We start from the raw sequence: 24,605 nt of genomic DNA on the forward strand, positions 1-24,605 counted from the left end.
CTGTTACGATATTATTCATGATCTAGAACCTTTTCTCGAATTTCTTGCGCAGGTAAATGGCCATCAGGTTCATCAGAACCAAGAATACCAGCAAGACAATAATTGCAGCGGATGTTTTTTCGACGAATGCACGTTCAGATGCATCGGCCCAAAGGAAGATTTGCACAGGAAGTGCGGCGGCGGGTTCCACGATTGACGATGGAACATCGGCGATAAATGCGACCATGCCAATCATCAACAATGGTGCTGTTTCGCCAAGTGCTTGCGCCATGCCAACGATGGTACCCGTTAAAATTCCGGGCAATGCCAATGGTGCGACGTGGTGGAATGTGGCCTGAACGGGGCTCGCACCCATGCCCAGTGCCGCTTCGCGGATGGATGGTGGAACCGCACGCAATGATGCGCGCGCGGCGATGATGATTGTGGGCAATGTCATCAATGACAATACCAAACCACCCACCAGCGGTGTTGATCGTGGTAACCCAAATGTATTGAGCAACATCGCCAAACCCAGCAAACCAAACACGATGGATGGCACAGCGGCCAAATTGTTAATGTTCACTTCGATGAATTGTGATAGGCGATTTTTTGGTGCGAACTCTTCCAAATAGATCGCCGCCAAAATCGCGATCGGGAATGATACAAAGAAACACACAGACAATGTCAGGATCGATCCCATCAATGCGCTTAAGATCCCCGCCAATTCTGGTTCACGTGAATCACCATTCGTAAAGAATTTCGTGTTGAATTCGCGATTGGTGCTGTCTGATTGTTCCAGTGTTTCCAGCCAACTGATTTCCAGATCCGACATGCGGCGGTTCTCTTCGTCAAGGTTACGGTCAACTGTGCCGCTCAAAACCAAATCAGCATCATCAGATGCAGTGAACCACAATTTTTGTGGCCCGCCCAACAAGGATGGATCGGCGATGATTTGATCGCGCAATTCGAACCCCAAATCGACGCTCAGCAAACCATAAAGCTTGCGTTTATCACCGCGGCTTGTGACCTCTGGGAATGTTTCGCGCAGCGATTTTTTCATCAAACTGTCAAAGCTCGTCGCCTCGATATCGTTGGGATCAATGTTATCCGCGCTTAAATCAACCGTGACTGCGATTTCGGAAGTTGTTAGCGCCCCTTTGCCTTGCAGGATGATCGAACCGACCATGAATACAAGAAATGCAAGAGAGAGGGCAATCGCACCGCGACCAAACCATTTGAAACGTGTTTCCGACGCTTCGCGTGATTTACGCAGACGGGTGGGGGTTGTCAGCATACTAGTCATATTGTTCTCGATATTTGTTAACGATCTTTAATGAGATCACGTTCAAAATAAGGGTGACGATGAACAACAACAGACCTAGCGCAAATGCGGATAGGGTTTTTGCGCTGTCAAATTCTTGGTCGCCCGTCAGCAATGCAACGATTTGCGCGGTGATGGTTGTGACTGCCTCCAGCGGATTGGCGGTGAGGTTTGCGGCCAAACCAGCGGCCATCACAACGATCATTGTTTCACCAATCGCGCGTGATGCGGCCAACAACAAACTGCCCGCGATCCCTGGGATTGCGGCGGGTAAAATCACGTTGCGAATTGTTTCGCTGTCGGTGGACCCCAGCCCAAGCGATGCGTCACGCAATGATTGTGGCACTGCGTTGATCACATCATCCGACAGGGATGAAATCAGCGGGATAATCATCACACCCATGATCAAACCAGCGGCCAATGCGCTTTCGGATGAAACGTTTAATCCAACGCTTTCACCTGTTGAACGCAACATCGGTGCAACAACAAGGGCGGCAAAGAAACCGTAAACAACGGTGGGGATACCCGCGAGGATTTCCAACAAAGGTTTGACCCAATCGCGGGTGCGTTTGCTGGCGTATTCCGACAGATAAATTGCGGAAAATAACCCCAGTGGTGTCGCCACACACATGGCGATAAATGAAATCAGCAAAGTACCTGTAATCAACGGCACGGCACCAAATGCGCCGTCGGCGGCGACTTGATCCGCGCGCAGGGCTGTTTGGGGGCTCCATTTTGTGCCGAACAAAAATTCGGACATTGGAACACGTTCAAAGAAACGAAGTGATTCAAACAGCAAGGAAAAGACGATCCCAACAGTGACCAAAATCGCCACAAGGGAACACGCGATAAGCACCCCCGTGACAATCATTTCCACTGTTTTGGATCGATTTCCCGCCGTGATATTCAGCTTGGCAGCTGTTGCAGCGTTTTCGGGCGACATAGGTTTATCCCAGAATTATTTTAGATAAATCCGATTCTATCGGACGCGTTAACACCTACGAAAATTGTGTAACGGTTATGTAGATGGCATGTAACGGTTTTGTAAAATGATACGGTGCAACACAAATTGGCAGGCATAAAAAAGGGGGCCAAAGCCCCCTTTCAAATTCACAATGTCAGTGTATTACATTGACAGGTTGTTCAGGCCAGTGATGGATGCTTTCCACTCTTTGCGCTCGTCGTCTTGCATTGGGATCAAACCCTTGTCTGCAAGATAACCGTCTTCGCCCCATGCATCCTCTGATGTGAACTCTGCCAAGAATTCGTTGATACCTGGAACAACATCAACATGGTCTTTTTTCACGTAGAAGAACAATGAACGCGACACAGGATAGTCACCTGTTGCGATGTCGTCGAATGTTGGTGAAACGCCGTTGATTTTTGAACCTTGAACGCTGTCAGAGTTTTGCTCAAGAAAGCTGAAACCAAAGATGCCGAATGCGGCTGGGTTTGCTTGCAATTTTTGAACGATCAAGTTGTCGTTTTCGCCAGCTTCAACAAATGCGCCATCTTCACGGATTGTGTGACAGATTGCTTTGTGGTCGTCTTTTGACATGGCTTTGATGGCTTCGAATTCGTCACAGCCACCTTCCATTGCCAATTCCAAGAACGCATCACGTGTACCTGATGTTGGGGGCGGCCCCATTACTTCGATTTTAAGTGCAGGCAATGCTGGGTTGATTTGGTTCCACGATGTGTATGGATTTGGCTCAACACCGCCATCAGCTGTTGGAACGTCTTTGGCCAATGCCAAGAAGATTTCTTGCAACGTCAGATCCAATTGATCGGATTCTTTAGAGTTTGCAAATACGATGCCGTCATAACCGATTTGTGCTTCGACGATGTCGGTGATGCCGTTTTCGGCGCACAATTCAACTTCTGATGATTTGATGCGGCGCGATGCGTTGGTGATGTCTGGGTGCTCTTCGCCAGTACCGGCACAGAACAATTTCAAGCCACCGCCTGAACCTGTTGATTCAACAACGGGTGTTTTGAATTCAGTGTTTTTGCCAAAACGCTCTGCAACTGTTGTTGCGAACGGGAATACAGTAGATGAACCAACGATTTTAATTTGATCGCGATCTGCGAATGCTGGTGCAGCAACAGCAGTTGCCAGCGCGACAGCAGAAATAGAAAGTGTTTTAGTGAACATATGTTCGACCCCAAGTTTTGTTAAACAGCCCGATTCTTTCGGATGATGAGGATTTAAGGGGCTAGTGTGACGGTTGGGTTTAGTTTTTGTAACATTTCTGTAAAATTAAGAATTGTGAACAAATCGGCATGTTTCAGCGACTATTCTAAAGTGTTCATAAAATTCTTTGTCGATAACGTAACTGTGATATAAACCCAGAGTTGCACACAAGCGCCGAAATGGGTTGTAACACGCGCAGCCGTACCGAGTAACATGATTATTTTGCCAAAAAAACTCTGCATCATAAACGCATTTTTGGGGTGCAATTTTTGATGTTCACGCCAACGACAATAGGAATTACGCAATGCCAATTACGTCTATATCTGATCTTGATCCAATTTTTACCGCGGAATCACCGCGTACATATACGGGCGCATCGGGTGGGTACATGGACGTTGGACGCGACAGATCGATGGAAACGGCCAATACGACAATCGCGCTGACATTTTCAGTGTCACAATTCAACGGAACAATGGCGTTGGTTTCGCGTGACAGCGACGGGCGCGATACGGGTGGGGGGTTTACAGTTTGGGTGAACGAAGACGGCGAGCTGATTGTAACCCAAGATAGCCGCGACGCCACCGCGTGGGTGCGCGTGCCCGATTTGGAATTGGGCCGAAATGACGATCACCATTTGGCGGTGTCCTTTGGCGATGACGGTATCATGATTTATCTGGATGGTGAATTGGTTGCCGCCGATCCTGAATTTGCGCAAGGGGTGGATTCCAATCGCAACGGATTTGTTGTTGGCGCAACACGCGCATGGCGCGATGAACAAACCGATGATGCGCATAGCATCTTTTATGGCACTATCGGTGATGTTGCGGTTTTTGACAGCCAACTTTCAACTGATGACATCGCAGGTCTGGCGGCGATTTCAGATGCTGATTTGGGTGACGCAGCACTTGATGGTTTGGCAATGTCAAATTTGATGCGCGCGTTTGATCAAATACATCATGCATCTGAAAATTTTCAAGAAATCGCTGATCGATTTGGGTTTTCGATGCATAACGGATATGAACGCGATTTGGTTATGCAAACGGGCAATGGGCGCGATAACACATTGGATGGTGGGTCGGATGCAGATGGTTTGAATGGTGGATATGGCAACGATGCTCTGTTTGGCGGGCAAGGCCACGATGTTTTGCAAGGAAACTATGGAAATGACAATCTCGAAGGCGGATCAGGGCGCGATGTTTTGGATGGCGGCCACGGCGAAGATACGTTGAACGGGGGGGCAGGTGGAGATTTGCTCATTTCCACGGCGGACGCACGCGAACCACGCATTGCCAATGTCCCTGGGCGCGACGAAGGTGATCCGCGCAATGTGATCAACAATGGGCATTATTACGAAAACCAACCCATTCATGGCGATGATATCCTCATTGGTGGGGGTGGCGGTGATATTTTCTATTTCCGCACATTGATCAATGCCCAAGAACGTTTCATCGAAGAGCACACGCGCGACGATGGCACAATTAATTGGCATGGTGTGGCAGGTGAAAACGACAGCTTGCATGACCATTGGGTTGATACGTTGGGTAATGATGTTGTGATGGATTACGACAGATCGGAGGGGGATCGTATCGTGATCGAGGGTCATACCACCGAAATTGGCAGTATTGAATATGGTGATGCAGATGGTGATGGCGTGATCGATCATTCGATCATTTCAATCTATTCTGACCAAGGTAATGGTGGTGCGCACCATATGGATCAACTTGGCACGATCACGGTCTATGGCGACATTGTTCGCGAAACCGATATTGAACATACATCTGCGCCTGCATATGGGATTGTCACAACAATTGACGAGCTAGAAGAAGCGATCGAACCCTCACGCATCGATGACAATACTGGCGCGATCCAGGCACCAGAAACGCTTGTAAGTGCGGGCAATATATCACGCAATGGGCAAGATGCAGTTTTTGCAATCGCAGGGTCGCATGAATACCAAGATGCACGCGGCGGGGCGCTAGCATTTGAATCACGCGATGAATTGCGCAACCGCGATACAACCGTGACCTTCACATTTAATGCGAATGCGCTGGACGAAAATCAGGCGCTATTTTCACGCGATGCCGATGGATACGGCGCTGCGCACACTACTGTGTGGTTAGAAGGTGACGGTGATCTGATTATCCGTATACAATCACGTACTGAAAATTTCTATTTGCGCGTTGATGGCGTTATCGAGGCTGGCCAAGATTACGATTTCGCCCTGAATATTGGACGCAGTGGCGCAGCTGTTTATATCGATGGTGTGCGCATGGCTTATGATCGGGGCATTCGCGAAACTTGGGCGCAAAATCACGAAGCCTTGGTCGTTGGTGCGACGGGGTGGTCATCTGATTCACGAGAAATGAATAATATTAACACCCATTTTGATGGAACCATCAGCGACTTTGCCGTGTTCGAAAGCGAATTGGACGCCGAGGATATAAACAACGGTGAAATCCGTGATGACACCATCTATTTTGATCGCCCGATCAACCGCTACAAATTTGATGTCGATGACAACGGCCGTTTGGTTGTGTCTTTCCGTGGCGACGAAACGATTATTCGCAACAGTACCGATTATTTGCAATTCGAAAATGCGGGTATCGCCGTGGCGGATGTGTTGATCGATAATGATCGCGAACATCGCCTTGATGGTGGTGCGACGTCGGATGTCCTGATGGGGCTTGGCGGAGCAGACAGCCTGTTTGGAGGTGCCAATGATGACTTCATTTTCGGGGGCGCAGGTGATGACGACATGTTTGGCGGCGACGGCGAAGATTATATGATCGGTGCAAATGGCGCGGACTATTTGGTTGGCGGCGACATGACCGATTTTATCTATGGCGGTGATGGGAATGATGAATTGAAAGGCGAAGATGGCAACGACTTGATGTATGGTGGTCTTGGCGATGATTACATCTACGGTCAAAGCTGGGGAAGCGAGGGCAACGCATCAAGTGATCGCGCGGTTTATGAAGGGAACTTTGCAGATTACACAATTGCGGTTGAAACCTTCTATCATTCTGGGCGCGGCGAAGACGTTGATCGTTTGATTATAACCGATCACGCATCGGGTGGGGCAGATGGATTTTACGAAGGGCGCGATACGCTGATGGATATCGATTATCTGATATTTGAAGATCAAACCGTTGCGGTCGCTGATTTGCTGTAACCCTGTTCTTGCCCTCTAAAACTGTGCCAAGAATATTGTAAAGATCGTGTAAGGGCAACGTTGACTGGCAGAAAGCACCACCGCGCCGTGGACATGTCAGAAGTCCGACTGTCAAGCGTTGCCCTGGGGTTCAAAAAGCTGACTTAAACTCTTACACGTTAACCATTCATAAAACCGTGGCGGCGACAGAAAGTCTTGCCCCCCCTCTAGTTCTCGGAATAACTTTGGGTGGTCTTGCAAGACCCGTCTATCGAAAGATCGGGGCGGAACGTGTCGCGCGACTGTACCACAAGCATCGCAAAATACGCGATTTCGCTGGCCGGAGTGCCACGTTTTGTCAAGATATCAATGGGCCAGAATTGAACCGTTTCTGGTTCGAATTTCTGAATGAAATCTTTCACAGGTTCGCTGACAGCGAGTAAACCGCCAAAGTCAAAAATATCGCTGAGCATTTTGCGGACGTGCCAGCAACAAATTTTCGGTCCTGCTGGAATGGTTTTGCAAATGCGGTGGGACGAACGCCACTTAACCGGTCGGCACGCCTAAACTTTAGAAGTTCAAATCCATAATTTTCTTTCATCTCATCAGTAGCAATGCGATTAAACTCGGTTTCGTAATTGTCATTGCTGTGGGTGAACTCACCGTCGGGAAAAATTTTTCCAAAGCGACCTTCATGATAGATAATCCAAGTCTTCTTTGACCTGTCAGTTTTTCACGGGGCAGGGTTGGGCGATGTTTAGTTTCGAAACGTTGGTTGCACGATAAAAACAAGGCCAGCAGTACAATGTTCGCAAGCATGGTTTGCATGTCCATTCTTATCGCAATGACAGGTGCATGGAGTGTTTATTTTGGATGATTTGTCGCTGTTTATAGCGACTTTTAATGTATGTAATTGCATGTAATGTGGAAATATATTTGGTGTAGAAATTAGCGTACTCGCGAAATATTTTTGGTATTCTTAGGCGCAAATTTTATTGGGAAGGTATTTGCACTACGGATTAAACGAAACCAGTTTACGGCCATTTCGCCACACAAAGTTTCAATTTTTAATCGTTATCGCTGAAGTTAGTAGCCCAATTACCCGCGGGCAATGAATGTTGAACTCTCTAAACGAAGTTCGATTCGAGTTTGTAGTGCTATTGTCTAATGTGTTTTGACACTCGAATTTGCAGTCCCTATGCCGTTTTGAGACGCGAGCCTTAATTGCATCGATGTCTGAGGTGCATTAAGTTATTGTAATTTAAAGGATTTTTGGTAGCGGGAGAGGGACTTGAACCCCCGACACGCGGATTATGATTCCGCTGCTCTAACCACCTGAGCTACCCCGCCAAAGGTGGGGGCTAATTACGGTGCATCGGTGAGGGCGTCAAGGGGAATTGATGCTTGATTTTGTAAGTTTTTCAGAAAAAGACTGCGTTCAAAGGAGAATGCACAAATGCGATGTTTAATTCAGCGGGTTTCCGAGGCAAGCGTTACGGTTGATGGTGCGGTTATCGGACAGATTGGTCAGGGATTGTTGATACTGGTGTGCGCAATGGATGGGGATGATGAAGCGGCGGGGCAAAAGCTGGCCACGAAAATTTCAAAGCTGCGTATTTTTCGTGACGACGATGGGCGCATGAATAAATCAGTCACCGATATTGGCGGGAGCTGTTTGATTGTCAGCCAATTTACATTGGCTGCGGACACATCGCGGGGTAATCGCCCAGGGTTTTCCACGGCGGCAGCGCCCGATGTTGGGCAGGCGTTATACGATAAATTTTGTGATCAAATGCGCGCGCTGGATCTGCCCGTGGAAACGGGTGAATTTGGCGCAGATATGAAAGTGGCGTTGGTCAATGACGGCCCCGTCACCATCTGGATGGATAGCGACACCTGACGATTTCTTGTGTTTTTGTGGATATTTTTGCAAAATGGAGGAAAGTGTCGCGTACCAATTGAAAGGTTGTTTCAAATGCAAAAGTATTTTGCGCTGACCGCGGTTTTATTGATCACGGCTTGCGGGTTGAGTGAAAAAGCCTGTGTCGAGGGTGATTGGCGTGGCATTGGTGCGCGTGATGGTGCGGCGGGGCGATCGCCTGAATTTGTTGCAAACCATACGGAATCTTGTGCAAATCATGGGATTAGTCCTGATTTAAAAGCATGGGAAGAGGGGCGGCAAATTGGGTTGAAAACCTATTGCACGCCATCAAGTGCCTATGAGGTCGGCGCGAACGGGCAAACGTTGCGTGATGTTTGCCCCGATGCAGATATGGCCGCGATGCAAAAGGCGCATAAAAAGGGGCTTTGGTATCATCGTGTCACGGGGGACATCAATTCATTGGAACGAGAGCGCCGTGCAGTATTGAACGAATTGGCTAGCCTGCCCCATGATGGCACGGCCGCCGCGCGCCATGCATCATTGCGCAGTCGATTGTTGTCCATCGATTCCCGTCTGCGCTTTTTGTATTTGGATCGTCGTCGGTATTCCGAATTTTAACAAATACGACAGGATTGGTCGCATTTGAGACGGGCAGCACGGTTTGGTTTTTGCAGTCTGATAGACACTGAACCAAAACCAAAAGGTTTGAATCATGTCTGATAAATCGCTGCCCACCCATGCCAAGGTTGTTATTGTTGGGGGCGGTGTTGTTGGTTGTTCCATCCTGTTTCATTTGGCGAAATTTGGTTGGAAAGATGTGGTTCTGTTGGAGCGTGACGAGCTGACGAGCGGGTCAAGTTGGCACGCGGCGGGGCAAATTCACACGATTAGCTCTGATCCAAATATCAGCCGCCTGCAATCATACACGATTGATCTTTATAAAGAGATCGAAGAATTGTCAGGCCATTCGGTGGGATTACATATCACTGGTGGGTTTTATTTGGCGAGCACGCCTGAATGGTATGATTACCTGAAACGTGAACTATCCAAGGCGCGGTATATGGGGTTGGACCAAGAATTCATTTCCCCGGCCGAGGTGGCCGAACGCCATCCGTTGATTGATCCCAAACATTATTTGGCGGCGTTATGGGACGATCAGGATGGCGATCTGGATCCATCGGGTGCAACATATGCATTTGCCAAGGCGGCGCGGGTTCATGGCGCGCAGTATTTCACGCACACGCCCGTGGTGGAAACCAATCAACGTGCGGATGGGACATGGGATGTGACCACACCGAGTGGCACAATTCATGCGGAAATGATTGTGAACTGTGGTGGGTTATGGGCACGAGAGGTTGGGGCCATGGCGGGGCTGCGCGTGCCTGTGCAACCCATGGAGCATCATTATTTGATCACCGAAGAAATCCCAGAGGTTGCCGCGCGTGAAACACGATTACCCGCAGGCATTGATTATGAGGCGAATATCTATTTTCGCCAAGAACGCACGGGCATGTTGCTTGGCACTTATGAACCCGTCTCCACCCCGTGGAAGGTGGATGGCACCCCGATGGATTTCGGCCATGAATTGTTGAACCCTGATTTGGATCGCATTGCGGATCGACTTGAAAAATCGTTTGAACGCATTCCAGCGATTGGCGAAGCGGGGATTAAAAACATTATTAATGGCCCGTTTACATTTGGCCCTGATGGCAACCCGATGATTGGCCCAGTTCCGGGCATTCGCAATTATTGGTGCGCGGTGGGTGTGATGGCGGGGTTCTGTCAGGGGGGCGGCGTTGGGTTGACCATGGCGGAATGGATGATTGATGGCGAGCCATCGATTGATGTCTGGGCAATGGATGTCGCGCGATTTGGGGATTGGGCATCACCCGATTGGGGCACGATAAAATCGGCAGAAAATTATGAACGTCGGTTTGTGATGACATTCCCAAATGAAACCCTGCCAAAAGGGCGCAAACAAAAAACCACGGCATTGTATGATCGGTTAATCGCCAAGGGAGCGCGGATGGGCCAAGGTTTCGGTTTGGAACACGCGCTTTGGTTTGGGGATGGCCCCGATGATGCGCATGAAGAGCCGACATTCGAGCGAAACAGAAGCCATGATTATGTCGCAAGCGAAGTGGCGGCAGTGCGCAATGGCGTGGGTGGAATAGAGATTGCCAATTTTGCCAAGCATGAATTTAAGGGCGCAGGTGCACGGGCATATCTGGATAAAATGCTGGCGGGGAATATACCACGCGCTGGGCGGATTATCCTGACCCCCATGCTCACGCCCAAGGGGAAATTATATGGTGATCTAACCGTGGCTTGCTTGGGCGCGGATCATTTCATGTTGTTTGGATCGGGTGCCATGCAAGAGGCGCACCGCCGCTGGTTCGAACGCCATTTGCCCGATGATGTGCAATATCGCAATGTGTCGGATGATTGGCACGGCATTGCGATCAGCGGGCCAAAATCGCGGGAATTATTGCAACGCATTACACGCGATGATGTATCCAATACAGCGTTTAAATTTCGTGACATTCGCGAAACATATGTCGGCGATGTGCCAGTAATCCTGTCACGCATTTCGTTTAGTGGCGAGCTTGGCTATGAGATTTACTGCAAACCGCAATATTTGATCCGCTTGAGTGAGGCCGTAGAAGATGCCGGCGCCGATCTGGGCTATCGTTGGTATGGTGCGCGTGCATTGTTATCGATGCGATTGGAAAAATCATGGGGTGTCTGGACAATGGATTATCGCCCTGATTTCACACCTGCGGAATCTGGGCTGGATATATTCATTGATTGGGACACTGATTTTATCGGCAAGGATGCCGCTTTGGCGGAACGCAAAACAGGCCCTTTGCGTAAATTGGTTTGCATGGTGATTGATTGTGATGGCATCGATGTATCGGGCGACGAAGCGGTGATCAAAAATGGTGCAGCAATTGGTTATATATCGTCTGGTGGCTATGCCCATCATGTGCAACAGTCCGTGGCAATGGGATATGTTCCCAGCATAGAGGCGGTCGCGGGAAACAAAGTACAGGTGGAAATTTTGGGTGCGTTTTATGACGCGGTGATTCAAGGTCCGCCCCTGTATGATGCCAATGGTGCCAATATGCGTAGTTAATGAAACGAACAGGATATTGGTATGCAGCCCAAATTGGTAATTTTTGATTGTGATGGTGTGTTGGTGGATAGTGAACCCGCAACAATTGCGGTGCTGGCGCAAAATATCGCACAATATGGCATTCACTTAAGCGAAGCCGAATGTACCGAACAATTCATGGGGCGCACCATGTCCGTGATCAAGGCTGCGATTCAGGATATGGGTGCAGATTTACCCGATGATTGGGTCGCACAAATTTACGCTGAAATTTATGCCAAACTTGGCGACATGGTCGAAGAAATCCCCAATATAAAACTGGTTCTGGATGACCTAGTGACGCGTGGTATTCCGTTTTGCGTGGGTTCGAACGGCAGTCGCGAAAAAATGGGGATCACATTGGGTCGCACGGGCTTGATGCGCTATTTTGACGGAAATTTGTATTCGGCGCATGAAATTGGCGTGGGTAAACCCGACCCGACAATGTATCTCACTGCAGCTGCACAATTTGGCGTTGAACCCGCCGATTGTTTGGTGATCGAGGATAGCCCAAGTGGGGCAGAGGCCGCGAAACGCGCGGGCATGCCGTGTTACGGCTTTATCCGCGAAACACCGCGCGCACGTATGGAACCTTGGTGTCAGGTCGTGTTTGACGATATGGCGAAACTCCCTCAACTGATTGCAGAAAGATAAAATATGAAAGCAGCCGTTTGCCGCCAATTTAAGGCCCCTCTGGAAATCGAAGATGTCACGTTGGGTGAAACACAATCGGGACAGTTGCGGGTAAAATTGGCCGCTTGTGCCATTTGCCATTCGGATTTGGCATTTTTGGACGGATCATTCGGGGGGCATTTGCCCGCCGTTTATGGCCACGAGGCATCGGGCCATGTTTTGGAAATTGGTGATGGTGTGAACGGCGTTGCGGTTGGCGATCCGGTTTTGGTGACATTGATCCGATCTTGTGGCACGTGCGCGTCATGTGCGACAGGGCATCCAACATCATGTGAAACACCCTATGATCGTGTGGCCAACAGCCCTTTAACCGATGCCGATGGTATTGCACTGGAACAAGGAATGGCGGCGGGTGCATTTGCCCAAGAAGTATTGGTCGATCAAAGCCAGATTGTGAAGTTACCTGATGACATGGATATGGCAGTGGCTAGTTTGCTGGCCTGTGGTGTGATCACGGGATTTGGCGCCGTGACCAATTCGGCAAAAATGCCAGCGGGTGCAAATGTGGCGGTGATTGGCGCGGGTGGTGTTGGGTTAAACACCATTCAGGCAGCGGCGATTTGTGGCGCGAACAAGGTGATCGCGGTTGATCTGGGACAAGAGAAGTTAGATGCCGCAGTGGAATTTGGCGCAACACATGCGTTGATCTCAGATGCGGATTTGCACGACAATATTCGCGCACTTACCGATGGGCGCGGGGTTGATTATGTATTTGTCACCGTTGGTGCGGTGCAGGCATTTAACGCCGCCCCCGATTTATTGGCCCCGCGCGGCGAAGTGGTGATGGTTGGTATGCCACCTGTGGGTGTTAAGGCCGAATATGAACCCGTTAATTTGGCGGGTATGAGCCAATCCATGCGCGGTTCCAAAATGGGCGAGGCCGTATTGCAGCGCGACATTCCACAGTTGATTGATCTCTATCGTCAGGGGCGATTGAAATTGGACGAATTGATTTCAAATACCTACAGTTTAGATCAGATAAATGATGCGATTGCCGACACGCGCAAAGGCGTATCACGGCGCAATGTGATCTTGTTCGATCAGTAAATCGAGAGGCCACCAAACGAAAGGCGACAAGATGAAAATACAAGAGCTAGAGGTTTTTGTTATTGGCAATCCGCCCCCAGGTTGGGGTGGACGTTATTTCATCATGGTGAAAGTAACCACGGACAATGGCATTGTGGGTTACGGCGAGGTGTATTCCGCATCTGTTGGCCCAGACGCGATGAAAGCGGTGATTACAGATGTTTTTGAACGCCATATGATGGGTGAAAACCCCGAAAATATCGAAATGATGTTTCGCCGTGCCTATTCATCGGGGTTTACGCAGCGCCCTGATCTTACCGTGATCGGCGCATTTTCGGGGCTTGAAATTGCGTGCTGGGATATTCTGGGTAAGGCGCATGATCGCCCTGTTTATGCAATGCTGGGCGGTCTGATGAATGAACGCATTCGCGCCTATACCTATCTGTATCCATTGGCGCATCATGATCCATCCGCGTTTTGGACCAGCCCCGATATGCAGGCGGAATCCGCCAGTGAAATGGTAAAGCTGGGCTTTACGGCGGTGAAGTTTGATCCAGCTGGGCCATATACCGCGCGTGGTGGGCATATGCCCGCGATGAGCGATATTGATTTATCGGTACGTATGTGTGCGGCCATTCGCGATGCGGTCGGGACAAAGGCGGATTTGTTATTTGGCACACATGGACAGTTTTCTGTGGGCGGTGCGGTGCGTTTGGGGCGCGCGTTGGAACCCTATGATCCGCTTTGGTATGAAGAGCCGATTCCACCAGATAATATAGGCGCAATGGCAGAGGTGGCGCGAAAGGTGCGCATTCCTGTGGCGACGGGTGAACGGTTAACCACCAAGGCCGAATTTGCGCCCGTGTTGCGCGAGGGAGCAGCGGCAATTTTGCAACCCGCGCTGGGGCGTTCTGGTGGGATTTTGGAAACCAAAAAAATCGCCGCGATGGCCGAAGTTTATAACGCACAGGTCGCGCCGCATTTATATGCAGGGCCAGTGGAATGGGCGGCAAATATTCAACTGGCCGCGAATATTCCAAATCTGTTGATGGTGGAAACCATCGGAACAGGTGGCGGATTTGCAGGCGATTTAATCAAACACAGCATCACGTTGGATGATGGGTTCATTGTTGCACCGACTGGCGCGGGGCTGGGCATTTCGTTTGACGAAGAGTTGGCACGTGCGCATCCCTATAATGGAACGGGTTTGCATTTGGAAATGCAAGATGCACCGTGTGATTACGTTCATGGGAACACATTCCAAGGCGGTGCAGCGGACTAAAAATTACGGGCCTTGCACCAAGTGCAAAGCCCGCGTTTTGGATATTTAAACAAAATGGCGTTGGCAAGGAATGCCACCGCGGTGGGTTAGTGCCCGCCGCCTATGCGCCCCGTCGCAATTTCATAGTCGATCGCCATGGAATAATCTGGATCGTGGTCTTCATCGACAATCAACTGACCCGCACCCGATAGCAATGCATGGCAATCCTTGGACAGCCCGCGCAGTTTAAGTGTTTTGCCCGCAGATTTGTAATTATGCGCAACAGCTTCGACCGCTTGTAATGCGCTTCCGTCCACAAGGCGGGATTGATTGAAATCAAGGATTACTGTTTCGGGGTCTTTACGTGGATCAAACAGCTCTTGAAAACTTGCCGAAGAGCCGAAGAAAAGTGGACCTTTGATATCATAAACACGCGCACCTTTTTCCGAATGGGATTTGCGATGTGTTGCTGTAATTTGTGAAGCGGCGTTCCATGCATAAACAAGTGCGGAAACAATCACACCAACCACAACGGCAACAGCGAGGTCTTCGTAAACGGTGACAACGGTTACCAAAACAATGACCAGCGCATCAGAGAGCGGTACACGACGCATGACGTTGAACGATTGCCATGCGAATGTACCGATCACCACCATGAACATCACACCAACCAATGCGGCCAGTGGGATCATTTCAATGATGCCAGATGCAAACAGGATAAAGCTGAGCAAAAACAAAGCTGCCGCGATACCAGACAGGCGGCGACGGCCACCCGATGATACGTTGATCATGGATTGACCGATCATCGCACAACCACCCATACCGCCAAAGAAACCGGTGATCACATTGGCACCACCTTGGGCAACGCATTCTTTCGATGCGCCACCGCGTTGGCCCGTGATTTCACCCACCAAGTTTAGCGTGAGCAAGCTTTCAATCAGACCGATGGCCGCCAAGATAACGGCATAGGGAAAGATGATATGAAGTGTTTCAAAGTTCAGCGGAACGCTGGGGATCGCAAAGGATGGCAGGCCACCCTTAACGCTGGCCATGTCGCCAACGTTTGGCACAGGGATATTGAATAACACAACAGCAACAGTCACCAAGCCAATCGCCGCAAGTGGTGCAGGAAAGGCGGAGGTGATTTTTGGTGTAACCCAGATAATTGCCATCGTTGCCGCAACCAAGCCAAGCGTGAGCCAAAGCGTGCTGCCTGTCATCCAAGTTTCATGCCCCGATGCATCGCGGATTTGAAACTGTTCCATTTGTGCAAGGAAGATCACAATCGCCAAACCATTCACAAAACCAAGCATCACGGTGTGTGGTACCATGCGGATGAATTTACCAAGGCGGAAAACACCCGCCAAGATTTGTAAAATGCCCATCAAAACAACGGTCGCAAATAGATATTGTACACCGTGATCGGCCACCAATGCCACCATGACAACCGCAAGCGCACCAGTGGCACCTGAAATCATTCCGGGACGCCCGCCAAAGATCGCAGTAACAAGCCCGACGATGAATGCAGCATAAAGCCCAACAAGAGGTTCAACACCCGCAACAAATGCGAATGCAACGGCCTCTGGCACCAATGCGAGTGCGACGGTTAAGCCTGATAGGATTTCTGTTTTCGCCTCGGGCAGGCTTGGCCCGTTGCGCGTGGCGATACGGCGTTCAACGCGCAAGCGGCGGGAAAATTGTGAAAGCAATGTGCGTGTCATTGTTTGGCCTTGATGATTGTGGGTTACGCGCGCCCTACAAGGTGAAACAGCAATTGTCAAAGGCGAAGCGGCACGCATATGCTGGGAATGGGCATTCGGTGACGGTTTGCCCGAATTTTTGGCAGTTGAGGGCGCGATGGGATTATCCGACAAAGATTTGGCAAGGCTTGTGGCGCTGCGCCATGAATTGCACAAATATCCAGAAGTATCGGGGCAAGAGGCGCAAACCGCAGCGCGTTTATTGGCGTTTTTGGATGACAATGATCTGTGCCCCGATGCGGTGCATAACGATTTGGGCGGGCATGGCGTTACGTTGGAATATATCGGCGTGGATGCGGGACCAACGGTAATGATCCGCTGTGAATTGGATGCGCTGCCAATCACAGAGCAAAGCGGGTTGCCGTATCGATCATCGCATGAAGGTGTTGCACATTTATGTGGGCATGACGGGCATATGACGATGGTTATCGCATTGGCGTTTTTGTTACGTGATTATCCGATGAAACATGGTCGCGTGATTTTGTTATTCCAAGGGGCCGAGGAAACGGGGGCAGGTGCGCAGGCATTATTGGATGATCCACGATTTGAACCTTTGTTCCCTGATTACATATTTGCGCTCCATAATTTGCCCAAGCTTGCACTTGGTGAAATTCAACTTGGTTCTGGTGTGGTATGTTGTGCATCGCGTGGTATGAAAATTACGCTGACGGGAAAAACATCCCATGCGGCGGCACCCCAAGACGGGATTTCACCGGTTGGGGCGATGTCTGCGCTGATGCAAAAAATCCCCAATTTTTGCACGGGTAAACATCGCGACGAGAACTTTGTTTTGACCACAATTACCCATGCGAATGTTGGTGTCCCTAGTTTTGGGATAGCACCAGCGGATGCAACGCTTTGGGTAACATTGCGCACAGTAACGCAAACGCGGATGGATGCGTTGGTGGACGATATGGAACGGCTCGTGGCGAAATTGGCGATTGATCATGGACTTGCGTATGATGTGCAATACCACGATGTATTCGATGCCACACAAAACCACGACGATGCAGTGGGGCGCATATCGAATGCGGCGCAGAACAACACCACGGCGTTACACGAACCAATGAGCTGGTCCGAGGATTTTGGGCGGTTTGCAAAAACGGGCGCCAAGGTGGGGATGTTTTTTCTGGGGTCTGGAGTGGACCAGCCACAACTGCATAACCCAGATTTTGATTTCCCAGATCAGTTGATCGCGCAAGGCACACAAATGTTTTGGGATATCATAAGTGACGTAATGGGATAGCTTGCGGATTACTCGCCATCGTCTATATCTTCACCGTTCCATAATGAAAGTATGCAGATGTCGCGCAAGTTGGCCGTTTATTTTGTTTTGATGACCATCGTGATTGATGCAATGGGGATCGGGATTATCATGCCCGTGATGCCCGATTTGATCCGTGAATTGCGCGGTGCTGATCTGTCGGATGCGGCCCTTTGGGGGGGTGTGTTAAGTTCATCTTTTGCCGTGATGCAATTTTTATGCGGTGCCGCCGTTGGGAACCTGTCCGATCGATACGGGCGGCGACCAATTTTGCTGGCATCTCTTGGCGTGGTGGCCGTGGATTACATCATCATGGGATTCACCAATTCAATTTGGATTGTGTTTCTGGGGCGCATTGTTGGGGGCGTTGCCAGTGCAACGCAATCCACCGCCAGTGCCTATATGGCGGATATATCCAAACCGGAAGAAAAGGCACAGAATTTCGGCTTGATCGGGGCGGCGTTTGGGATTGGGTTTATCTTGGGGCCACTATTGGGTGGGTTGTTATCCGAATTTGGAAGCCGTGCACCGTTTTTTGCCGCTGCTGTTTTGGCAACATTAAACATGTGCATGGGGTATTTCGTGTTGAACGAAACCGTCACCGATGCCATTCGCCGCCCGCTGGAAATGCGGCGCATGAACCCGTTTCGCGCTCTCAAACATGTGGGAAGTTTTCCAGGGCTTGGCATGTTGTTGGGCATGTTCTTTTTCCATCAAGTGGCCTTTTTCGTCTATCCAACCGTTTGGTCTTACTACACACAATTGCGATATGATTGGCAGGCGTTGCAGGTGGGAATATCGTTGATGGCCTTTGGCATCGGGATGGCGGTGGTGCAGGGTGGCTTGATCCGCCTGATCGTGCCGCGCATCGGGGAATGGAATACCGTGATCATGGGGTTGTTGGTTTCGATTGTTGCGTTTGTATTGATCGGCAGCGCCACGCAAGGCTGGATGATCTATGCTATCATTCCCCTGTGTTCGCTGGGTTTGATCACATCACCTGCATTGTCGGGCATTATGTCACGTGCAACACCCGATAATGCGCAGGGCGAATTGCAAGGCGTAATGACAGCCGTTGGTGCCATCGGCACGATCATCAGCCCATTAATGATGACGGGCAGTTTTAGCTACTTCACTCGCCCCGATGCGCCAATCCATTTCCCATCCGCACCATTTGCGTTAGCGATGGTATTGGAAATAATTGCGCTCGGTCTGTTTGTAATTGCCATGCGTGGGCAAGTGGTGCGCGCGAAGTAGAAAAAACGAAGGAAGATATGAAAATATATGTGACGAGCGTTTTTGTGGACGACCAAGACAAAGCAGAAAAATTTTATACTGATATCCTAGGGTTTCAGGTGAAACATAATATCCCAATGGGCGATGATCGATGGCTAACGGTTGTATCAAACGAAGCCCCAGAGGGAACGGAATTATTGTTGGAACCAAGCACGCATCGCGCGGTGAAACCATATAAGGATGCATTGGTGTCAGACGGCATCCCAGCACATTCGTTTCAGGTGGAAAACCTAGATCAGGAACACAAACGGCTGGTTGATCTGGGCGTCGAATTTGTAACGGCACCGACGGACGCAGGTCCTGTGCGGATGGCTGTGTTTGATGACACTTGTGGGAATCTAATTCAATTGATCGAGATGAGCGCGGCTAGCGGTGGTTGATGAAATTTCGAAGTGATGTCTGCGATAAGAGGGTTTGATGTTAAACTTGCTATGTCTGGATACTCCAATTCAAACCTCTACTTCTTTGACAAAATATTCACGGTTCACCCCTGCAATCATTAATATTTTTCCGAGTGGAATTTGCGCGTTTCTCGCTCGATTGTATACGCCCTCTGGAATTTTGGTTTGAGGGTGTTTTTCCAACGCGTCACGAGCTTGATCACGGCGGTGATCTTCGCGCATGTCAATTATTGCAAAAGGATCATAGAACCGCTTCAAATTTGAACCAAGGCAAGAGTTGATTAGAACACCATCATCTAAGCCTTGGCAAATAAGCCTCTCCAGTAAAAGCCGCAGGTTGATACTTTTGGGAGCACGGATTTGCCTTATTATACTACCGTCACTTGCGTATTGAATAACCATGTACTCAGTTTTCTTAACCATGTTCTCTTCTTTCGAATTAATTTGTTAACCAAGTGGCCATAGCAGTCAGTAATGCGGTGCGTAGCCAAGAACGCTTACAGTTTCCAACTCGTCTTTTAAACATCACCCACAAAAAAGCCCGCGCGGTTGCACGGGCTTTCGCAATTGTATTTTGATTGGCTTATTGTGGAATTTCGCCCTCGATACCTTCGACGTAGAAATTCATTGTTGCCAATGTGCCATCATCCGCTGTTTCACCTTCGGCCAACCAAGGTGATCCGTCTTGTTTGTTGATTGGGCCAGTAAAGCTGTGGATTGTGCCAGCGGCAATGCCGTCTTTCAATGCGGTTGCTGATGCTTTTACATCCGCTGGGATTTTGTCGGAAAATTCACCGATTTCAACCATGCCGTCCTTGATACCAGCCCATGTATTGCCAGATTTCCATGTGCCATCGATGACCGCCTGTGTGCGTTCAATATAATATGGCGCCCAGTTGTCGATGATTGATGACAATCGTGCGTTTGGACCAAATTGTTTCATGTCAGACGCTTGACCAAAGGCAAGGATACCTTTTTCTTCGGCGATGGTCATGGCGGCGGGTGAATCCGTGTGCTGCATAATGATATCAGCACCTTGTTCGATCAATGCGGTTGCCGCGTCGGCCTCTTTGCCTGGATCAAACCATGTGTACACCCAAACGATTTTCATTTTTACATCTGGGTTCACGGCCTTGGCCGCAAGGTATGATGCGTTGATGCCACGGATCACTTCTGGGATTGGGAATGATGCGATGTAACCGATTGTGTTGCTTTCGGTCATGTTGCCAGCGATGTGACCGATCACCGAACGGCCTTCGTAAAAGCGAGCGGAATATGTCGATACGTTGTCGGCCTGTTTGTAACCCGTTGCATGTTCAAATTTCACATTAGGGAATTTTTTCGCAACGTTGATCGTTGGATCCATATAGCCAAATGACGTGGTGAAAATCAGTTTCGCACCAGACAGCGCCATTTGTGTCATTACACGTTCGGAATCCGCACCCTCTGGTACGCTTTCAACGAATGTTGTTTCAACCTTGTCGCCAAATGCGTCTTCGACAGCTTTGCGACCTTGGTCATGTTCGTATGACCAGCCGAAATCGCCGACGGGGCCCACGTAAACAAAACCGATTTTGGTTTTGTCTTGGGCGTGGGCCATTCCGCCCAGTCCAACAACCAGCGCAGCGCCAGCCATAAGTGTTTTAAGCAGCTTCATTTTTCTCTCCTGTTTGTGGGGCGATGTTTGCCCCGTAATTTACGCCCCTAGTTTGAGGCATGGAATATCCGGCCCAAAGAGGCAGGCGCATTCAATGATGCGCGTTTGCGATCGGCGGACATGATAACAAGTACGATGATGGTGACAAGATAGGGCGCCATAGAAAGATATGAAACAGGGATATCAACGCCCACTGCCTGTAAATTAAGCTGTAAAATTGTGACCCCGCCGAAAAGATAGGCACCCAAAATAATGCGCCAAGGTTTCCATGATGCGAACACCACAATCGCCAGCGCAATCCAGCCCGCACCTGCGGTCATGCCCTCGGTCCATTGGGGGACGCGGATCAATGAAAGGTAGGCGCCACCCATCCCCGCACAAGCGCCGCCAAACATAATTGCCAGCACGCGAATGCGGATCACTTTGTATCCCAAGGCATGGGCAGCATCATGGTTTTCACCAACGGCGCGCAATACCAAACCCTTACGTGTGAATTTTAGAAAATACCAAACCACAGCAACCAACAGGATTGAAAAATAGATCATGTAATCATGGTTAAACAGGATCGGACCGATGACTGGCAGATCGCTTAAGATCGGCAAGTCCAATTTTGGCGATGATGGCGGTTTGATACCTGTGTATTTGTGGCCAAGCAATGCGGCAAGCCCCAAACCGAACAGCGTGAGCGCAAGGCCAGACGCCACCTGATTTGCCAACAGATATTGCGTAAGGATCGCAAACAGAAGCGAGAGCGCCGCAGCACCCGCCGCGGCGGCGATAAACCCGATTAAGGGGCTGCCCGTTTCCACGGCGGCGATAAACCCACAGATCGCCCCGAAAATCATCATGCCCTCAACCCCAAGGTTTAGAACACCTGATTTTTCGGTAACCAGTTCACCAATTGCGGCCAATAAGATCGGGGTTGCCGCAACCATCAAGGTTGCGAGCAGTGAGACAATAGAGATCGAAGAAAAATCCATTATATGCCCCGTTTGAAACGCAGTCGGAAATGCACCAGCACATCCACCGCAAGAAGGAAAAATAACAACATGCCCTGAAACACTTGAATGGATGCTTTGGGCAGGGATAGGTTCGCCTGAATGACATCACCCCCCACATAGGTGACGGCCAACAACAACCCCGCCAACAAAATACCAATCGGGTGCAAGCGCCCCAAAAACGCAACGATAATCGCGGTAAATCCATATCCAAGCGGGAATGTGGTGGTCAATTTACCCGCAGGCCCCGTAACCTCGTAAAGACCCGCCATACCAGCTAGCGCACCAGACAGGCCAAGACAGATCGCGATCATTTTGTTTGGGTTCACCCCGCCAAATTTTGCTGCACGCGGGGATTGCCCCGCAAGGCGAATGTGAAAGCCAAAAATGTGGCGCGTCAGAACGATATAGGCAACAATCACCAACCCAAGGGTCATCAAGACGCCCCAGTGAATGCCCGATCCTGCGATCAATTCTGGATTGCTAGCGGCATCCCATTGCTGGAAACTGCGGCTTTCGGGAAAGTTAAACCCATCAGGATCGCGCAATGGCCCCGTGACCATACCCGCCAAGAAATTGAACGCGACATAGACCAGCATCAGGGATACCAAAATCTCATTCGCGTTGAATTTGATTTTCAGATACGCAGGGATCAGCGCCCAAAGCATCCCACCAAGCGTACCCGCGATGAGCATAATCGGGTAAACGAATATCGATTGAGATGGATAAAGAGCCAGCCCCGCCGCCGCACCAATCACAGCGCCCATGATAAATTGACCCTCGGCACCGATGTTCCAAATGCCTGCGCGAAACCCAAACGACAGGCCAAGTGCGATCATGATCAATGGGGCCGCTTTGACCAAAATTTGTCCGCGATAATAAAAAGCGTGTTCGCCCAATACAGGATCCCAGAAAATCATGCGGATCGCCTCGAACGGGTTTTTACCGAGGACGGAAAATAAAATGCCGCCAGCGATCATGGTGGCAAGAACCGCCAATATTGGGGTCAGTGCGATCATGGCGCGCGATGGTTCGGTTCTGGGTTCAAGGCGGATCATGCTATTTCGCTGCCTCCCATCATCAAACCGATTTCTTCGACAGTGACACCTTTGGCATTTTGCGGTTTGGATAATCGCCCCTCTGCGAGGACGGCGAAATTGTCCGATACTTCCATCAATTCATCCAAATCTTGGCTGATGACCAAAACACCAGCGCCATTGCTGGCCAGTTCCAATAATGCTTGGCGAATGGATGCAGCCGCGGCCGCATCGACGCCCCATGTGGGTTGGTTCACCACAAAAACGGTGGGGTTTTGGACGATTTCGCGCCCAACCACGAATTTTTGCAAATTGCCGCCAGACAGCGATTTTGCGGTGTTGGTAATGCCAGGCGTGCGCACGTCAAATTGTTGAATGATCGCCTTGGTGAAATTTTCACTGGCCTGTTTATTCACAAATCCACGCCGCCCCAATCGTTGGCGATAAAATGCGGTCAGCAAACTGTTTTCCGTCAGCGACATATCAGGTGCGGCGGCATGGCCAAGCCGTTCTTCGGGGGCGGCAAGCAGTCCGCGCATACGTCGCGGCGTTGGGCCAAGCTGACCGATAAATTCACCCTTCAGGCTAATGGCATTGGCATCGACCAATTCTTCGCCAGACAAGGCAAGCATCAATTCGTCCTGACCGTTACCAGCAACCCCGCCGATGCCCAAAATTTCGCCTGCGCGCAACATGAACGTAATGTTGCGCAAACTGGTGCCAAACGGGTCTTTGGATTGCAGCGACAGGTTTTCCAGTTTTAACAAGGGTTGCCCAAGTTCGGTCGCGGCCTTTTTGGGTGTTTGCAATTTCGCACCCACCATCATTTCAGCCAAGCTTTTGGCGGTTTCTTGTGATGGGATACAAGTGCCCACAACCTTGCCCCCGCGCAACACAGTGGCATGTTCGCAAAGCGTGCGAATTTCGTCCAATTTGTGCGAGATATACAGGATAGATGTGCCCTCGGCCTGTAATTTTCGCAAGGTGATGAATAGTGTGTCGACCTCTTGTGGGGTGAGCACGGATGTGGGTTCGTCCATGATCAACAATTTTGGATCTTGGAGCAAACAGCGGATGATTTCAACGCGTTGGCGTTCGCCTGCGGACAGATCGCCAACCAAACGATCGGGATCAATGGTTAGGCCGTATTTCGCGGATACCTCGCGAATTTGTTTTGACAGGATATTTGAACGTGGTGGGTTTTCCATCCCCAATGCGATGTTTTCGGCGACGTTCAATGCTTCGAACAGGGAAAAATGTTGGAACACCATCGCCACACCCGATTGGCGTGCTGCGCGTGGTTCACTGGGTGCGAATGGTTGCCCCGCGAATTCCATTTCGCCGCTATCTGGTTTCACCAAGCCATAGATCATTTTGACCAATGTTGATTTACCAGCGCCGTTTTCACCCAGCAGCGCGTGAATTTCGCCAGTGCCAATATCAAAGCTGACCGCGTTATTTGCGATGACCCCAGGGTAGGCTTTGGTCAGACCGTTCAGACGCAGTAGTTTTGACAAGATCGGACTTTCATTAG

The 24,605-nt window shown here is 50.0% G+C and carries 21 protein-coding genes and 1 tRNA gene; 10 read left to right on the forward strand and 12 right to left on the reverse strand.

Translation table 11 applies throughout. The features are described 5' to 3' along the window. Positions 1-22: 22 nt before the first annotated feature. The 3 genes from pstA to IE094_RS03670 all read right to left on the reverse strand — a co-directional run bounded on the left by pstA (position 23) and on the right by IE094_RS03670 (position 3,455). Positions 23-1,282, reverse strand: coding sequence for a phosphate ABC transporter permease PstA (gene pstA, locus IE094_RS03660; RefSeq protein ID WP_189639181.1), 1,260 nt, complete (start codon positions 1,280-1,282; stop codon positions 23-25). After that, positions 1,275-2,243 (reverse strand): phosphate ABC transporter permease subunit PstC, encoded by a 969-nt coding sequence (gene pstC / locus IE094_RS03665; RefSeq protein WP_189639182.1) that lies wholly within the window; start codon positions 2,241-2,243, stop codon positions 1,275-1,277. Before pstC ends, pstA begins: the two co-directional genes overlap by 8 nt. A 183-nt stretch (positions 2,244-2,426) precedes the next feature. Then, positions 2,427-3,455 (reverse strand): PstS family phosphate ABC transporter substrate-binding protein, encoded by a 1,029-nt coding sequence (locus IE094_RS03670; RefSeq protein WP_189639183.1) that lies wholly within the window; start codon positions 3,453-3,455, stop codon positions 2,427-2,429. A 343-nt stretch (positions 3,456-3,798) separates the two neighbouring features. Between IE094_RS03670 and IE094_RS03675 the strand changes: the two genes are divergently transcribed. Then, positions 3,799-6,666: a LamG-like jellyroll fold domain-containing protein gene (locus IE094_RS03675; protein WP_189639184.1), complete on the forward strand. Its 2,868-nt coding sequence runs from the start codon at positions 3,799-3,801 to the stop codon at positions 6,664-6,666. 206 nt (positions 6,667-6,872) lie between these two features. On the opposite strand, the gene IE094_RS15510 is transcribed toward IE094_RS03675, so the two are convergent. The 3 genes from IE094_RS15510 to IE094_RS03685 form a co-directional block, all read right to left on the reverse strand. After that, complete coding sequence (locus tag IE094_RS15510; RefSeq protein ID WP_229802012.1) at positions 6,873-7,118, reverse strand: imm11 family protein; 246 nt, start codon at positions 7,116-7,118, stop codon at positions 6,873-6,875. 124 nt (positions 7,119-7,242) lie between these two features. Then, positions 7,243-7,479, reverse strand: coding sequence for a hypothetical protein (locus IE094_RS03680; protein ID WP_229802014.1), 237 nt, complete (start codon positions 7,477-7,479; stop codon positions 7,243-7,245). A gap of 439 nt (positions 7,480-7,918) precedes the next feature. Next, a tRNA-Met gene (locus IE094_RS03685) sits at positions 7,919-7,995 on the reverse strand. Positions 7,996-8,101: 106 nt separating this feature from the next. Here IE094_RS03685 and dtd point away from each other — a divergent pair. The 6 genes from dtd (at position 8,102) to IE094_RS03715 (ending at position 14,679) form a co-directional block, all read left to right on the forward strand. Then, a complete protein-coding gene (dtd, locus tag IE094_RS03690; RefSeq protein ID WP_189639186.1) occupies positions 8,102-8,545 on the forward strand; it encodes a D-aminoacyl-tRNA deacylase in 444 nt (147 codons plus the stop codon). Positions 8,546-8,620: 75 nt separating this feature from the next. Further along, positions 8,621-9,145, forward strand: a complete 525-nt coding sequence (locus tag IE094_RS03695; protein ID WP_189639187.1) for a DUF2799 domain-containing protein — start codon at positions 8,621-8,623, stop codon at positions 9,143-9,145. Between the two features lie 94 nt (positions 9,146-9,239). Further along, on the forward strand, positions 9,240-11,663 hold the full coding sequence (locus tag IE094_RS03700; RefSeq protein ID WP_189639188.1) for a GcvT family protein: 2,424 nt from the start codon (positions 9,240-9,242) through the stop codon (positions 11,661-11,663). A 21-nt stretch (positions 11,664-11,684) separates the two neighbouring features. Next, positions 11,685-12,332 carry an HAD family hydrolase gene (locus tag IE094_RS03705; RefSeq protein WP_189639189.1) on the forward strand — a complete coding sequence of 216 codons (648 nt, stop codon included), beginning with the start codon at positions 11,685-11,687 and terminating at the stop codon, positions 12,330-12,332. Positions 12,333-12,335: 3 nt separating this feature from the next. After that, on the forward strand, positions 12,336-13,418 hold the full coding sequence (locus tag IE094_RS03710; RefSeq protein ID WP_189639190.1) for a Zn-dependent alcohol dehydrogenase: 1,083 nt from the start codon (positions 12,336-12,338) through the stop codon (positions 13,416-13,418). A 31-nt stretch (positions 13,419-13,449) separates the two neighbouring features. Beyond that, positions 13,450-14,679: a mandelate racemase/muconate lactonizing enzyme family protein gene (locus tag IE094_RS03715; RefSeq protein WP_189639191.1), complete on the forward strand. Its 1,230-nt coding sequence runs from the start codon at positions 13,450-13,452 to the stop codon at positions 14,677-14,679. Positions 14,680-14,765: 86 nt separating this feature from the next. Here IE094_RS03715 and IE094_RS03720 read toward each other — a convergent pair whose 3' ends face one another. After that, positions 14,766-16,379, reverse strand: coding sequence for a SulP family inorganic anion transporter (locus IE094_RS03720; protein WP_189639192.1), 1,614 nt, complete (start codon positions 16,377-16,379; stop codon positions 14,766-14,768). A 16-nt stretch (positions 16,380-16,395) separates the two neighbouring features. Between IE094_RS03720 and IE094_RS03725 the strand changes: the two genes are divergently transcribed. From IE094_RS03725 to IE094_RS03735, 3 genes are read left to right on the forward strand one after another with little or no spacing between them, the layout of a single operon-like run. Then, the gene (locus IE094_RS03725) at positions 16,396-17,664 is read left to right on the forward strand and encodes an amidohydrolase (protein ID WP_308429192.1); all 1,269 of its coding nucleotides are present in this window, start codon (positions 16,396-16,398) and stop codon (positions 17,662-17,664) included. 57 nt (positions 17,665-17,721) lie between these two features. Continuing rightward, complete coding sequence (locus tag IE094_RS03730; protein WP_189639193.1) at positions 17,722-18,939, forward strand: TCR/Tet family MFS transporter; 1,218 nt, start codon at positions 17,722-17,724, stop codon at positions 18,937-18,939. Positions 18,940-18,956: 17 nt separating this feature from the next. Then, entirely contained in the window at positions 18,957-19,358 is a 402-nt protein-coding gene (locus IE094_RS03735; RefSeq protein ID WP_189639194.1) for a VOC family protein, read from the forward strand. Between the two features lie 69 nt (positions 19,359-19,427). Here IE094_RS03735 and IE094_RS03740 read toward each other — a convergent pair whose 3' ends face one another. The 5 genes from IE094_RS03740 to IE094_RS03760 form a co-directional block, all read right to left on the reverse strand. Then, positions 19,428-19,802 (reverse strand): hypothetical protein, encoded by a 375-nt coding sequence (locus IE094_RS03740; RefSeq protein ID WP_189639195.1) that lies wholly within the window; start codon positions 19,800-19,802, stop codon positions 19,428-19,430. 160 nt (positions 19,803-19,962) lie between these two features. Beyond that, positions 19,963-21,036 carry a BMP family ABC transporter substrate-binding protein gene (locus IE094_RS03745; protein WP_189639196.1) on the reverse strand — a complete coding sequence of 358 codons (1,074 nt, stop codon included), beginning with the start codon at positions 21,034-21,036 and terminating at the stop codon, positions 19,963-19,965. 47 nt (positions 21,037-21,083) lie between these two features. Beyond that, a complete protein-coding gene (locus IE094_RS03750; RefSeq protein ID WP_189639197.1) occupies positions 21,084-22,016 on the reverse strand; it encodes an ABC transporter permease in 933 nt (310 codons plus the stop codon). Then, positions 22,016-23,092, reverse strand: coding sequence for an ABC transporter permease (locus IE094_RS03755; protein ID WP_189639198.1), 1,077 nt, complete (start codon positions 23,090-23,092; stop codon positions 22,016-22,018). The genes IE094_RS03750 and IE094_RS03755 overlap by 1 nt, the downstream gene beginning before the upstream one ends. Beyond that, a complete protein-coding gene (locus IE094_RS03760) occupies positions 23,089-24,588 on the reverse strand; it encodes an ABC transporter ATP-binding protein (RefSeq protein WP_373295851.1) in 1,500 nt (499 codons plus the stop codon). The genes IE094_RS03755 and IE094_RS03760 overlap by 4 nt, the downstream gene beginning before the upstream one ends. Positions 24,589-24,605 lie beyond the last annotated feature (17 nt).

This window comes from Paramylibacter ulvae, from assembly GCF_014652655.1.
Lineage (GTDB): Bacteria > Pseudomonadota > Alphaproteobacteria > Rhodobacterales > Rhodobacteraceae > Amylibacter > Amylibacter ulvae.